Source organism: Bacillus chungangensis (assembly GCF_030812995.1).
GTDB classification, from domain to species: Bacteria; Bacillota; Bacilli; order Bacillales; family Bacillaceae_C; genus Bacillus_CF; species Bacillus_CF chungangensis.
In genome coordinates this window covers 26,707-39,331 of sequence record NZ_JAUSTT010000027.1, presented here as the reverse complement: position 1 = coordinate 39,331, position 12,625 = coordinate 26,707, and the positions used below count along the sequence as shown (strand labels likewise).

Genomic DNA, 12,625 nt, shown 5'->3' with positions numbered 1-12,625 from the left:
GATCGTCTTTTCGAGTTCTTTTTGTCCATACCTTTTCTACCTTTTACTAAAGGCTGTTTTCCTAACTATATACACTTCAAAGGCCTTAGCAGTGGCGTTTTATTTAAATGGCTGCAGTATGTTAAGCCTGTTCTACTGGAAGGTATTGCTGATAAACAGAAATTAGTAGCAAATAAAGCATTCAAGCAATTTTGGAAGGAGCTCATTTTAAAAAGTTTAAATGGGTTCTTTTATTTGTACAAATCGAACGGACGGGGAGCAGAAAACGAAAACCAAACAATCGGAATAGCGTGCATATTTTTTACATCAAAGGGAGTCCAATTATTGCAGACGCTATCTACATCAATTGGACTTATCATCTCCTAACAAAGCACCTATACTAAAGTTAGGTTAGTCAATGTTGCGTTTTCATAGAAACAGTCCGTTTCGAATTGTATATTGCAAAAAAGTATACACAAGGGTGAATCAACATGTCAATGGATTATCGTTCTGTGCAAATACTAAATTGTTTAATTGAAGAAAAAACCCATCTTTCTTTAAAAACGTTAACAAATAAGTTTCAAATTTCGACCCGTACATTATATTATGACATTGAAAAAATTAACTACTGGCTTCAACAGCAAGGGTTGCACCGTATCGTATATGTGAAATCATTAGGATACAGCTTAGATGAGAAAACGAAAGAAATAGCAAGACAAAATGTAAAAAAATTAAACCATTGGCAGTATGAGTATTCCCCTAAAGAGCGCAAGGCCAGAATTATTCTACTATTATTAACAGACGGCCATCGGTTTTTACTAGAAGATTTTATGACCCGCAATCGGGTTAGCCGCAACACAACACTGACTGATTTAAAATGTCTTAATCGTGATTTGAAGCGCTTTTATTTGAGGCTTGAGTTCAATCATAAGCTCGGCTATGTGATACAAGGAGATGAATTCCATAAGAGAAGGGCGCTCATTTCATATGTTACATGGTTGATACCGGACCAAGGCAGTCTGCTAGATGGCATAAAAGCAGCGGCTGGATTATTTTTTTCGGTTAAGACAATAGAACAAATTCAACAAAGGCTTGTTTCAAGTGAACAAATGCTTCACTTGTCGTTTACAGATGAGGTGCTGGAAAAATTAAGCGTTTATTTGTTTTTATTTTGTAAGCGTTTTGTTAACGGCAATGCTATTTCTATTGATCTTGATGAGAAACAAGTGCTGAAAACGACAAAGCACTACCAAGCGGCTCAATATATAGCAGAGGGAATAGAATCCATTTATGATGTCGTTATGCCAGAAGACGAAATATGTTATATTGCGACACATTTATTAGGAGCCAAAGTCCAAAGTGTGGAACGTTTTGAAAATATGCAAAACCACATTACACTAATTCAGCAAGTAATCGATAAAATGGTCGAAGATTTTCAAAAAAATGCATGTGTTTTCTTTTCGGATGTTGATGATTTAAAAAATGATTTATTGCTCCATTTGAAACCAGCTTATTTTCGCTTGAAGTATAATATCCAGATGGAAAATGCAATCACCCATACGATCATCAAATGCTATCCAGAAGTCTTTCATCTGACAAAAACAGTTATTCAACATTTTGAAGCTTTAACGAAACAGCAAATGACAAATGATGAAATCGCTTTTGTCGCGATGCATTTTGGCGGATGGCTAAAAAAGGAAGGACTTATTCCGATCACTCGCAAGAAAGCAATTATCGTATGTGCAAATGGAGTAGGAACGTCGCGAATTTTACAAAATCAATTAAAGCATTTGTTTACATTTATCGATATCCAATCTACCTTATCGAAACGAGAATTTGAACAGACGATGCCTAACGTTGATCTTATTTTCTCAACTGTATCACTTCCTTCCGCAAAAGTCCCTGTTATCATGGTGCAGCCTATTTTAACGGACGAACAAAAAACATTGCTGCTTAAAAATGTACACATGGTTTTAGGAGGCAATGCGACAAATAATTCAGTGCAATCATTGCTTCAATTAATTAGCAAACATGCTGTTATTAAAAACAAAAAAGCACTCATTAGAGATTTGCGTCAATATTTTTATGAACCACATAGTCTTGTAGAGGAGGGGAAGCCTTTGTTATCGGATTTATTAACGAAAGATTATATTCAATTCATTGAACGTTTAGATTCATGGGAAGAAGCAATTAGATGCGCAGCCCAACCACTTGTAGAAAAACAGTACATTACAGAAGCATATGAAGAAGCAATGATTCAGAATGTCAAAGAGTTAGGCCCTTATATCGTGATTGCTCCTGGAATTGCGATTCCTCACGCTCGCCCCGAATATGGAGTGAAAAAACTAGGGATGAGCTTCTTGCGTATAAAGGAGCCTGTTTCATTTACCGATCAGCCTGAACATCAAGTACAGTTAATGATTGTTCTAGCGGCAATCGATAATGAAACACATTTAAAGGCCTTAGCTCAATTAACGACACTTCTTACTAATAAAAGCAATATTAATAGATTAATTGAAACCAATGATACAAATGATGTACTAGCTCTTGTAAAACAATATTCTATCGAGGAGGATTAACATGAAAAAAATATTGGTTGTGTGTGGAAATGGACTTGGAAGCAGTTTTGTTGTGGAGATGAATGTGAAAAAAATCTTAAATGAATTAGGCGTAGAAGCTGAAGTGAGCCACACTGATTTAGCTTCGAGCAAAACAGAAACAGCAGATATTTATTTAGGCTCTAAAGATATTGTATCGCTTCTAGAAGATGGGGAGCGCCAAGTAATCGGATTGAAAAACATTTTAGATTTAGATGAGATTAAAGAAGCTTTACAAAAAGTATTTTAAGGAAGATAGTTGGGCGGCATTGGCACTGTCTCCCTTCTTTCCTTCTTAATCTTATCTCATAATTATTCAGTAGCTACCAAACATGCTCTCTATTACAAAACATGATGATTTTTACTATTAAAATGAAAAGAGGGATCAGCATGCTTGATTTTATCATGAACGATATTCTTGCTACACCAGCTATTTTAGTCGGATTGTTTGCACTGTTAGGTTTATTGCTACAAAAGAAGAATGTTGCAGATGTTGTATCAGGTACCTTAAAGACAACGATGGGTTTTTTAATTTTAAATGGTGGAGCAATGATATTAATTGGCTCTTTAGATGTGTTTGGAAAAATGTTTACAGAAGCTTTTCATATTGAAGGAGTTATTCCGAATAATGAGGCCATTGTTGCGATTGCGCAAGATGTCTTTGGGAAAGAAACAGCCCTTATTATGTTTTTCGGTATGATTGTGAATATTCTTATTGCTCGTTATACACGTTTTAAATATATTTTTCTAACTGGCCATCACATTTTATTTATGGCATGTATGTTAGCGGCTGTTCTTTCAACTGGAGGGATTACTGGCGTTCCTTTAGTCATTATCGGTTCCATTTTATTAGGTGCGCTCATGGTATTTTCTCCTGCTATGACACAGCCGTTTACGCGAAAAGTAACAAATTCAGATGATTTTGCAATGGGGCATTTTGGTTCACTAGGCTATTTAACTTCTGGTTTTATAGGTGCAAAACTTGGTGACAAATCTAAATCTACTGAAACAATTCCTGTACCGAAATCACTTGGCTTTCTTCGTGATACATCTGTATCGATTTCTTTAACAATGGTGTTATTGTTTCTAATTGTTGCTCCGATTGCTGGAAAAGAATATGTAGAAACGACATTAAGCGGCGGACAAAATATGTTTGTTTTCTCATTATTGCAGGCGATTACATTCGCTGCTGGTGTATACGTTGTGTTAGCAGGTGTGCGGATGCTGATTGCAGAAATTGTTCCTGCTTTTAAAGGGATTGCAGACAAATTGGTTCCTGATGCAAAACCAGCGCTAGATTGTCCAACCGTCTTTCCTTTTGCTCCAAATGCAGTTGTAATTGGGTTTTTATCTAGCTTTATTGCAGGGCTAATATCGATGTTTTTACTGCCGATATTCGGATTAAAAGTGATTGTACCAGGGGTTGTAAATCATTTCTTTACCGGTGCTGCTTCAGGTGTTTATGGTAATGCCACCGGGGGAAGAAGGGGAGCTATATTAGGTGCATTTATCAATGGGCTGCTCATTTCATTTTTACCTGCATTATTATTGCCGGTCTTAGGTGATCTAGGATTTCAAGAGTCGACATTCGGTGATGCAGACTTTGGTGTTGTAGGTATTTTGTTAGGAAAATTAATTAGCTTATTCCATTAGACTTGTGATGAAGACTAGGAATGGAAATAATGAACAATATGAGATGATTCAACATGTCAACTTTAGATAAACTTAAAGGGAGTTGAAGACAAAATGGAATCGCTTCTTACTCGCTTTTTTCAAAAATATGAGTGTTTAAAGTCTTGTGAAACTTCAATCATACAAGCATTTGAGCTATTAAAGAACTCTTATCAGCAAAAAGGAAAGCTGCTCATTTGTGGAAACGGCGGCAGTGCTTCTGATAGCGATCATATCGTTGGAGAATTAATGAAAGGATTTATGCATACAAGACCGCTTGCGGAAAAACAGCAAGAAGCATGGGAAAATCGCTTTGGAGCAAGCGGTCAATATTTGGCTCAACATCTGCAAGGTGCATTGCCAGCAATTTCCCTTGCTAATCAGCAGGCACTAAATACAGCATTTTCTAATGATGTAGCTGCTGATTTAATATTTGCTCAGCAAGTATATGGCTACGGAAACGAACAGGATGTTGTATTAGGCATTAGTACTTCTGGAAATTCTCGCAACGTTGTTTATGCGTTACAAACTGCACAATTGCTTGGCATAAGAACAATCGCGTTAACAGGTGAAGCAGGTGGGGAAATGTGTCATTATAGTGATGCAGCAATAAAAGTTCCTGCTGAATCTACTCCTGCAGTTCAAGAGCTGCATTTGCCTATTTATCATTTATTATGTAAATTGTTAGAAATGTACTTCTTTCCGTGCAGCAGTGATAATGAAAGGATGAAATCATGAGAATTCGTGCGATTGCTTTAGATTTAGATGGCACCCTCTTAAATCCATACAATGAGCTAGAGAATGACACCGTTCGTTGCTTAACTCATTTACGCAAGAAAGGTCTGCTATTATTTATCGCAACGGGAAGAACAGTAAATGAAATGGCGCATATCCTCCCTCATCTAGATGTAGATGGGGTTGTTGCAGCAAATGGCATGTTAACGTATAGTAGAGGAAAGATTCTTCAACAACACCATGTACCACATTCACTTGTGAAACACGTAACAAAAGAGGCGCGAAAAGCGAACATTTACTATGAAATTCATCCCCATACTGCTAGTAGGTACGCACTCATACACGATAAAGGGTTGATGGAGCAAGAAATATCGGGTGCAAAGCCGTCTAGTGTTGAAGACAATGAATGGAGATCACGTATTTTTGCAATGAAAAAGGAGATCGCTTGGGCGGAATCGATAAATAATAATGACGTAGTGATGAAAATGTATTTTTTCAGCAAAGAAAAAGAGAGAATGCATCAGTGGAAGGAAACCTTAGAAAAAATGAGAGAAAGTTCGCCATTTGCTGCATTTTCATCTTCAGAGCATAATGTGGAAATGATGGCTGCTGGCGTTTCGAAAGCGACCGGTCTCCAAGTGTTATTAGATAGTTGCCAGATTAGCAATACGGACTTGCTTGCAGTTGGTGATAGTGAGAATGACTTGCCAATGTTCCAATTTGCTGGACATGCTGCAGCAATGGCAAATGCTTCAGATTATGTTAAAAGCCATGCCAAGGAAACAACTAGTTTATCGTACGCAGAGAATGGCTTATATTACTATCTAAAAGAGAAGTTTTCTTTCTATAATGAATGAGTGCAAATAAAGTGAAACTTCCATCAGTGGGGGTTTTCTCTCATCCCCCACTGATGGTTAGTTGAACCAATCGGACATTTATTGGCAGTTATCCCCCACCTAGACTTCTCGATTACTCTAACTCTTGAGGTGGGGGTCTTACTGCCAGTTAGATGTGGGATAAAGGTTTAAGACTGCGAGATTTTGTTTGTAATCTGTTTAGATTCACATTGAACGTCTCAGCCTTCAGCAGTAGAAAAAAAACCATCTTCCGACCAATGACGCATAAAACTTTTCTATTATACGATAGAATAAGTTAACTGCAGAAGGCTAAACACGTTTTAAAATGAGCCTTCTCGCTTATGATAAAATAATCAGGTGGATAAATTCCATCTGATTTCCTTTTGTTAAAGGATAAGGGACATTGTGAACACATAGTAGTTCGTGAATCTAAACGTTAGAATACAAGATGAAGAGGAGACGCTGATGCAAACAATAGAAAAAACGAAATCTAGAAAAAGAAAACGATCGACAAAGATAGTGATAGGAATTTTAGCATTCCTCCTTGTTGTTTTCATTGTAGGGGCTATCTACCAAGCAGCTAGTCTTCGAGCTGATCAACAAAAATATCCTCCAGTTGGTAAAATGATTGAAGTGAATGATCACCGGATGCATATGTATGGAGAAGGTGAGGGAGAAATAACGGTTGTACTTGGTTCTGGTTTTGGTACTCCAAGTCCATATGTAGATTTTTATCCATTATATAGCAAATTATCTAAGCATACTCGCGTCGTCGTTTATGAACGTCCAGGTTATGGCTGGAGTGAAACGACTAAAGATAATCGAGAGGTTGATATCATTACAGAGGAAATTCATACGCTTCTGGAAAAAGCGGGAGAGAAGCCTCCTTACTTATTTGTCGGCCATTCTCTTGCATCATTAGAATCTATTAGATTTGCCCAAATGTATGAAGATGAAGTGGCTGGAATCGTGATGTTGGACGGCGGCAGTCCAGAATTCTATCAATCCGATAAATCTTCCCCTGCTCTGCCTCTATATGGGATCCAAATGTTAAAACATACAGGTGTTTTACGAACGCTCATGCATTTTGACGGCGTTGCTAATCTGCTAACGAAACCACAGGAAGGATACGGTGAGTTAACTCCTGAAAAATTAAAGAAATTAAATGCAGTGATGGTCAATAAGAATACATACAATCGGAATTTAATACAAGAATCGAATAACGTTACAAAAAATGCAGAAACAGTGATAGATGGCGGGCGATTGCAAAACATCCCACTAACCCTTTTCACTTCAGGAAAAAATAATCAAGAGAAAAAATGGTCACAAACACAAAAGGATTTTACGAAATGGTCAGATAAAAGCAAACAGATTGTTATCGAAGGAGCAGGACATTACGTCCATCATGATGATCCTGATCTCATTGTAAAAGAAATTATTAACTTAATCGAAAAAGAATAATTATTGGAATTCCATACACTTAAATGGCAGACGGTTTTTAGGAGATCATCAGTGAACTTTTTTTCTGAAGAAATCTAATCGGGTGAAATAAAACCTTCTGCCAGGCAGCCTTTAAGAAAGGAGTGAAAAAGAACCATGGAAAAAAAGAAAAGAAATCGTGTTATTGTCATGACCTTGGCCTCTGCATTCCTCTTTTGCGTTTTGGTGGTCATTACTTCACTTTCACCACTTGCAGATTTAGGGCCTAACGCGAATCAATTTGGCAGCCAGGGCATGTGGCTCGCAATAGGCTTTATTCTTTTATGCTATATCCTGCCTCTCGGAATATATATGCTAGGTGTGGATATGATGAGGTACATCATGGCCATTCTTTGTGGACTAGGAGTGTTCATGAATCTATCGTTCATTGTAGTTATTATCGTGACAAGTGTATTTGTTGAAGCGATCTTTCCTGCATCATTTGGTGTTGTAGGTGTTAACATAGCAGCTTCAATCGTTAATATTATTTGGTTTTTCGTTGCATTTCGTTCGCCACAAACGTTAAAAAAAGATTGATAAAGTTAAAATTCATTCATATTTTCATCTATTTTCTCTCTATAAGATTGCAGAAAGTAAACCTCACAGAATATTGCGGCGATATGAACACAAACGTTATCATTGCAGCCTCTACATTACTTTCATCAAAAGGAAGCATCCCTCTTCACGAAGAATAAGAGAATACCTAAAAAGTCCTCTAAGAGTAAAAATCGTATATCGAATTACGATTCATAAAAAAAAGACGGCTCCACGTGCAACATTTCATTTGAGTCGTCTTTTTTGAATTTGCTATTTAAGCCAATCTCTTCAATGCGAAAAAAAGGACATACATAGTTACAAAAGGAGATTTACTTCATCATACACTTGATGAATGCAGTCTGTTATTTACATGTGCCTTACTTAAAGGGTTTATATGTTTTAGAAACATCGATAATGTGTGAACTCATTATGAAGTGAATGGAGATAAACGAAGGAGCGGTTTTTCGAATCAAGTGATGTGTGTTGTTGTGTTATACATGATTCGTGAAATGATCTTTTTCATATCAACCATATTTTTCTGAAAATTTTTGTTGAAGTTTTTTTCGAGCTCGGACTAGCCTTTGGGTTAAAGCCCCTTGAGTGATAGAGAGTTTTTCCATTATCTCTTTATAAGATTTTTCCTCAAAATAGTATAGAAGCAGTACGGTTCGATAGTCTTCTTTTAATTCTGTAAGCGCTTGATAAAGTAAATCGTTTTGTATTTTTTCCTCTATTTGGCTAGAAACAGCAACTTCATCATGTGAGGGATACAGAAGAGGCAGATAGTCTTTTTCGACTAATGAATCGAAAATATAATGATATTTCTTATTTTTCTTTAGCAGATCGTAGGCTGTATTGCGTGCAACTCGTTTAATCCAAGCCTTTTTGTTAGAAATTTGCGACTCTTTTCCCAATGCTGCGACTTTCAAGTATATTTCTTGGATAACATCCTCCGTAAAAGCATGGTCGTTCAATAAGAAATAGATGTCTTGATAAAGGAAATTCCTAAGAGAATCATAGATCATTTCTTGTAGATCATGTTCCATATCACTAACATTGGTGAATATGAGAGAATGCCATTGTTCCATACTATATCTCCCTCCAGAAAAATGATTCTATTCTCTGTGAGTTCGTTGTTGGCAACAATTATGAGTAAATTGTAATATATTAGCAATAAATTGTAAAGTTATTCAAAAAATTCTTTTTTAATCGTTATATTTAATAGCGATAGATCGTCTTACATGTATAGAAGGTTTTTTACGTTTAGCATGTAACCAATCCAACACGATACTGCTTTTTAGGATTTTACTCATGAAAAGGGGGGATGTTTTTCAAGAAATTAACATTTAAGTTACGTTATTGTACTTAGTAGGATGTGTTCAGGAATAACATTTATGAAGGAGAGTATGTATATGTTGAGAAAAATGTTGGCGTCAATATTCATGCTTGCTTTCATGATCGGGTTATTTTCGGCACCTAGTCTTGCTTATGATCATGCTGTAGTAAAGGAAGGTACAGATGCAAGATTCAATAACCCTTTATATGCAGATAAAGAGGTATTGAACTACTTGCTGTGGACAGTGGATGAGAAGTTAGAAAACGATGTCATCGCATTACAGCAAACTTTTCAACTATCAGATGACCAGATGGAACAATTAAGAAATTGGGGTTTAAAAGAACGCCAGTTGATTCAAGCCGAGCTGACATCATTTCAATTTGAGGAGACACAAAATGTCGACTTATTTAACAGTATTGCAAGCCGTGTTTTTCAAGAACGAAACACAGCCTTAAAAGAATTATTTGGAGAACAATATCCTTTATTTGAAGAATGGATTGCTGTATGGTGGCAAAACGAAATAGAATACAGAAATAAATGGCTGCACTCAAGAGCAAGTATTCAAGCTGATAAGGACAAAATAGTAGGTATTTTTGCAACGCAATATCTTCCTAATACGAGTGGAGCTTATGAAGTAGCACTGCCAGATAAGTATGTTAAGTTTGCCAACCTCGGATGGAAGAATGACATCCCATCTCATTTGCGGTCTACGTATGGCAATCCCCCGTATACGGTGAATATTTATAATCCCGATACGAATAAATCTGTAAGAAACGTAAAAGTAGATGATGTTGGGCCATGGAATACAGATGATAATTACTGGGATTCAAAAAATGGCAACAATCCGAGACGTAAATTCACTGACTTAAGTCTAGGTTCTCCGCAGGCCTATGAAGCATATACGAACGGCCATAATGGCGGCAAAGATCAAAGTGGACGCAAAGTGTTAAATCCTGCGGGAATTGATTTAACACCTAACGTTGCTGCTGATTTAGGATTAAAATTGTACCAAAATGCATGGGTTGATGTTCGTTATGAGAGTTTGCCGTAAAGTCTTGTTTTAATCATCCCCCTTATGATAGTGACCTGAGGAACCATTCTAATAAATGGGAGAAAATCACTTTTTCTCCCTTCCCACTTTATGGTGAAATACCTCTTTGTAAAGTGATTCCTTTTATAAATATTTTTATCGTATCGCTTTTTTAAAAAGTAATTAGTGCGAAAAAATCTGCGATTATCTCTTCAAAGCTAATCCAATTTCCAAGTGCTTGAATATACGATTTTTAGCTTATACTTTCAATTGCGAAAGGAATGGACCTTGATAAAAAAATGGCAGATCGAACATAAATGAATAGGATTCACTTTATAGCCGCCTGCCTGAGGACAAACCATAAGGAAGTATACGACCTTAAATTGTTCTCTATGTAAATATTATTTGTTGTCGCGTACTAGATCTAAGGACAATCAAATGTGATTCCATTTAATTGCCCTTCTAACATAAATCAATTTTGCAAAATGTTGTTAGACATTGTATTTTAATCCCACATCTAACTGGCAGTAAGACACCCACCTCAAGAGTAAGAGGAATCAAAGAAGTCTAGGTGGGGGAAACTGCCAGTAAATGTCCGATTGGTTCAACTAACCACAGTGGGGGGAGAAAACCGCCACTGATGGAAGTTTCACTTTATGTCCGTCTTGTATGTTGGATATATACAGGTGGTTTCTATCTGAGTTATATGCTCCTTGATAGAACGAGATCTTTTCGTCGATAAACACTTAAAATGATGCCAATAACAAATGCATGTAAAAGTGTAGGCATGATCCCATAGCTAATAAACGGAAGGGAAAAGTCGAGAAAAGGTAAAAAGCCTATCGACATTAATACATTATATACAAAAGGCACTGTATAGAAGGTAAGTCCACCGATAATTAAAAGTTGGCCATATGGATCTCTTATTTTTTTCGTCATCCACGCCATTCTAACAGAAAATGCTGCTAACACGATTGTTAGCGTGATGGAGAACAACCAGCCAAATCCATACGTTAAGGTAGTGAAAACCATGTCTGTAATCATTCCTGTATGAGTGTAAGGAATGGAGAAGTCACGATTCGTCATATACTGTCCAAACCAGCCTGCCTCTTCTATCATGCGCTTCAATTGCCAGTATATAGATCCTTCTTGTTCAGCGCGTAGAAATTCAATCAATCTTTGCTTTTGATAAGGCAGTCCTACCAACAATACAAAGAGGATGCTGCTGGCTGCCAAAAGAACAACCGCAGTAATGGAGGTAATCATGATCTTTCTATTTGTTTTCATTTTCCATAAAAACATAACCGCCATAAAAGAAGTAAATATCATGATGCCGGTAATATCGGAGATTGCAACCAATAGGACAAAAGGAAGTAAAAACAACCCTGCTAATACCCATAGATTCATTGCTTTTTTTTGCAGAAAACCTGCCCATGCTAATAAAAACAACGGCAGGGTAATGATAGAAGTGATGCGAATTCCTCCACCCAAAATCAAAATAATTGCTCCATTTATTTGGGTATGGGACAATATTATTGCCAATAAGAGCATTACTCCAAGTCCATAAAAGAAATAGCAATACTTCTTTAAATGACGATAATCAAAAAGCATCATCGCAATCATCAAGGCTGTTCCGAAAATGCCAGTCGCTATTTTTATTTTTCCTGTATACTGTATAGGACCATCAGGAATAGCATCAGGCAAAATCATGAGAGGAAGGAACCCTATACCGATAGTAACGACAAACAATGCAAGCAGGCTCCAATCTATTTTGGGACGGTGGAGTTTGTTTAGTTTTATACCGAGTTTTATTGGGTCGCCCATTTGTTTAATTGCTTGTTTTTCTGCTTCTTCTCTTGTCGATCCTTCTTCAATCAACCCTTTTACAGTTTCGTCAATGTGATAATTCAGCTCTAGAGAGACAAACTGCTTTGCTTCCTTTGAGCGAATGCTGCTTTGAATTGTGTTTAGAAAGGTCTCTTTTTCATTCATACAGCATTTCTCCCTTGATAAGATTTTTTAGACTGATGGAGGAAGAATGGGATTGTTTCTCTGCTTTGTGCAGCATCTTTTTCCCTTTTTGACTAATTATATATTGCTTTACATGATCTGTACTCCATTCCGTTTCAATCCATTCTTTTTTTTCTAACTCATGGAGCAAGGTGTATAGAAATCCTTCATTGTTTTCAAATTTTCTAAAACCGCGGCTTCGTAATTTGCATAGAAGCGTAAAGCCAGTTCTTGGTTGCATGAGCAATTGCAGCACAGTAATAAGGATATCTTCATCTTTTTCTTCGTCTTTCTGAATAGCATCATATATATTGTGGCGCAGCTGTTCTGTAAATTGAAGATTGTTGAACATCACTTTATTGCCAGCGTGTTTTAAGTTTTTTAAACGTTCCAC

At 36.8% G+C, this 12,625-nt stretch carries 12 protein-coding genes; 9 read left to right on the top strand and 3 right to left on the bottom strand.

Annotated features, from left to right (window positions below; translation table 11 throughout):
* Positions 1 to 21 precede the first annotated feature (21 nt).
* The 8 genes from J2S08_RS18250 (at position 22) to J2S08_RS18215 (ending at position 7,855) form a co-directional block, all read left to right on the top strand.
* On the top strand, positions 22 to 366 hold the full coding sequence (locus J2S08_RS18250) for a hypothetical protein (protein WP_307232115.1): 345 nt from the start codon (positions 22 to 24) through the stop codon (positions 364 to 366).
* Positions 367 to 470: 104 nt separating this feature from the next.
* Positions 471 to 2,558 carry a BglG family transcription antiterminator gene (locus J2S08_RS18245; RefSeq protein ID WP_307232113.1) on the top strand — a complete coding sequence of 696 codons (2,088 nt, stop codon included), beginning with the start codon at positions 471 to 473 and terminating at the stop codon, positions 2,556 to 2,558.
* Between the two features lies 1 nt (position 2,559).
* The gene (locus J2S08_RS18240) at positions 2,560 to 2,826 is read left to right on the top strand and encodes a PTS sugar transporter subunit IIB (protein ID WP_307232112.1); all 267 of its coding nucleotides are present in this window, start codon (positions 2,560 to 2,562) and stop codon (positions 2,824 to 2,826) included.
* A 140-nt stretch (positions 2,827 to 2,966) separates the two neighbouring features.
* Complete coding sequence (locus J2S08_RS18235) at positions 2,967 to 4,229, top strand: PTS ascorbate transporter subunit IIC (protein ID WP_307232110.1); 1,263 nt, start codon at positions 2,967 to 2,969, stop codon at positions 4,227 to 4,229.
* 93 nt (positions 4,230 to 4,322) lie between these two features.
* The gene (locus J2S08_RS18230) at positions 4,323 to 4,985 is read left to right on the top strand and encodes a D-sedoheptulose-7-phosphate isomerase (RefSeq protein ID WP_307232108.1); all 663 of its coding nucleotides are present in this window, start codon (positions 4,323 to 4,325) and stop codon (positions 4,983 to 4,985) included.
* Positions 4,982 to 5,839, top strand: a complete 858-nt coding sequence (locus tag J2S08_RS18225) for a Cof-type HAD-IIB family hydrolase (protein WP_307232106.1) — start codon at positions 4,982 to 4,984, stop codon at positions 5,837 to 5,839. Before J2S08_RS18230 ends, J2S08_RS18225 begins: the two co-directional genes overlap by 4 nt.
* Positions 5,840 to 6,304: 465 nt before the next feature.
* Positions 6,305 to 7,300: an alpha/beta fold hydrolase gene (locus J2S08_RS18220; protein WP_307232104.1), complete on the top strand. Its 996-nt coding sequence runs from the start codon at positions 6,305 to 6,307 to the stop codon at positions 7,298 to 7,300.
* Between the two features lie 135 nt (positions 7,301 to 7,435).
* The gene (locus J2S08_RS18215) at positions 7,436 to 7,855 is read left to right on the top strand and encodes a DUF5391 family protein (protein ID WP_307232102.1); all 420 of its coding nucleotides are present in this window, start codon (positions 7,436 to 7,438) and stop codon (positions 7,853 to 7,855) included.
* 524 nt (positions 7,856 to 8,379) lie between these two features.
* Here the strand turns inward: J2S08_RS18215 and J2S08_RS18210 are convergent.
* Positions 8,380 to 8,943, bottom strand: coding sequence for an RNA polymerase sigma factor (locus J2S08_RS18210; protein WP_307232100.1), 564 nt, complete (start codon positions 8,941 to 8,943; stop codon positions 8,380 to 8,382).
* A 324-nt stretch (positions 8,944 to 9,267) separates the two neighbouring features.
* On the opposite strand from J2S08_RS18210, the gene J2S08_RS18205 reads away from it, so the two are divergent.
* Positions 9,268 to 10,242 (top strand): hypothetical protein, encoded by a 975-nt coding sequence (locus J2S08_RS18205; RefSeq protein WP_307232099.1) that lies wholly within the window; start codon positions 9,268 to 9,270, stop codon positions 10,240 to 10,242.
* Between the two features lie 681 nt (positions 10,243 to 10,923).
* Here J2S08_RS18205 and J2S08_RS18200 read toward each other — a convergent pair.
* The gene (locus J2S08_RS18200) at positions 10,924 to 12,213 is read right to left on the bottom strand and encodes an FtsW/RodA/SpoVE family cell cycle protein (protein ID WP_307232097.1); all 1,290 of its coding nucleotides are present in this window, start codon (positions 12,211 to 12,213) and stop codon (positions 10,924 to 10,926) included.
* Complete coding sequence (locus J2S08_RS18195) at positions 12,206 to 12,625, bottom strand: PadR family transcriptional regulator (RefSeq protein WP_307232095.1); 420 nt, start codon at positions 12,623 to 12,625, stop codon at positions 12,206 to 12,208. The genes J2S08_RS18200 and J2S08_RS18195 overlap by 8 nt, the downstream gene beginning before the upstream one ends.

Excerpts from the sequence above, each read along its gene's own strand:
- J2S08_RS18200 (WP_307232097.1), bottom strand. The coding sequence starts at position 12,213 with ATGAATGAAAAAGAGACCTTTCTAAACACAATTCAAAGCAGCATTCGC.
- J2S08_RS18225 (WP_307232106.1), top strand. The coding sequence starts at position 4,982 with ATGAGAATTCGTGCGATTGCTTTAGATTTAGATGGCACCCTCTTAAAT.
- J2S08_RS18205 (WP_307232099.1), top strand. The coding sequence starts at position 9,268 with ATGTTGAGAAAAATGTTGGCGTCAATATTCATGCTTGCTTTCATGATC.
- J2S08_RS18230 (WP_307232108.1), top strand. The coding sequence starts at position 4,323 with ATGGAATCGCTTCTTACTCGCTTTTTTCAAAAATATGAGTGTTTAAAG.
- J2S08_RS18220 (WP_307232104.1), top strand. The coding sequence starts at position 6,305 with ATGCAAACAATAGAAAAAACGAAATCTAGAAAAAGAAAACGATCGACA.
- J2S08_RS18215 (WP_307232102.1), top strand. The coding sequence starts at position 7,436 with ATGGAAAAAAAGAAAAGAAATCGTGTTATTGTCATGACCTTGGCCTCT.
- J2S08_RS18235 (WP_307232110.1), top strand. The coding sequence starts at position 2,967 with ATGCTTGATTTTATCATGAACGATATTCTTGCTACACCAGCTATTTTA.
- J2S08_RS18210 (WP_307232100.1), bottom strand. The coding sequence starts at position 8,943 with ATGGAACAATGGCATTCTCTCATATTCACCAATGTTAGTGATATGGAA.
- J2S08_RS18245 (WP_307232113.1), top strand. The coding sequence starts at position 471 with ATGTCAATGGATTATCGTTCTGTGCAAATACTAAATTGTTTAATTGAA.
- J2S08_RS18240 (WP_307232112.1), top strand. The coding sequence starts at position 2,560 with ATGAAAAAAATATTGGTTGTGTGTGGAAATGGACTTGGAAGCAGTTTT.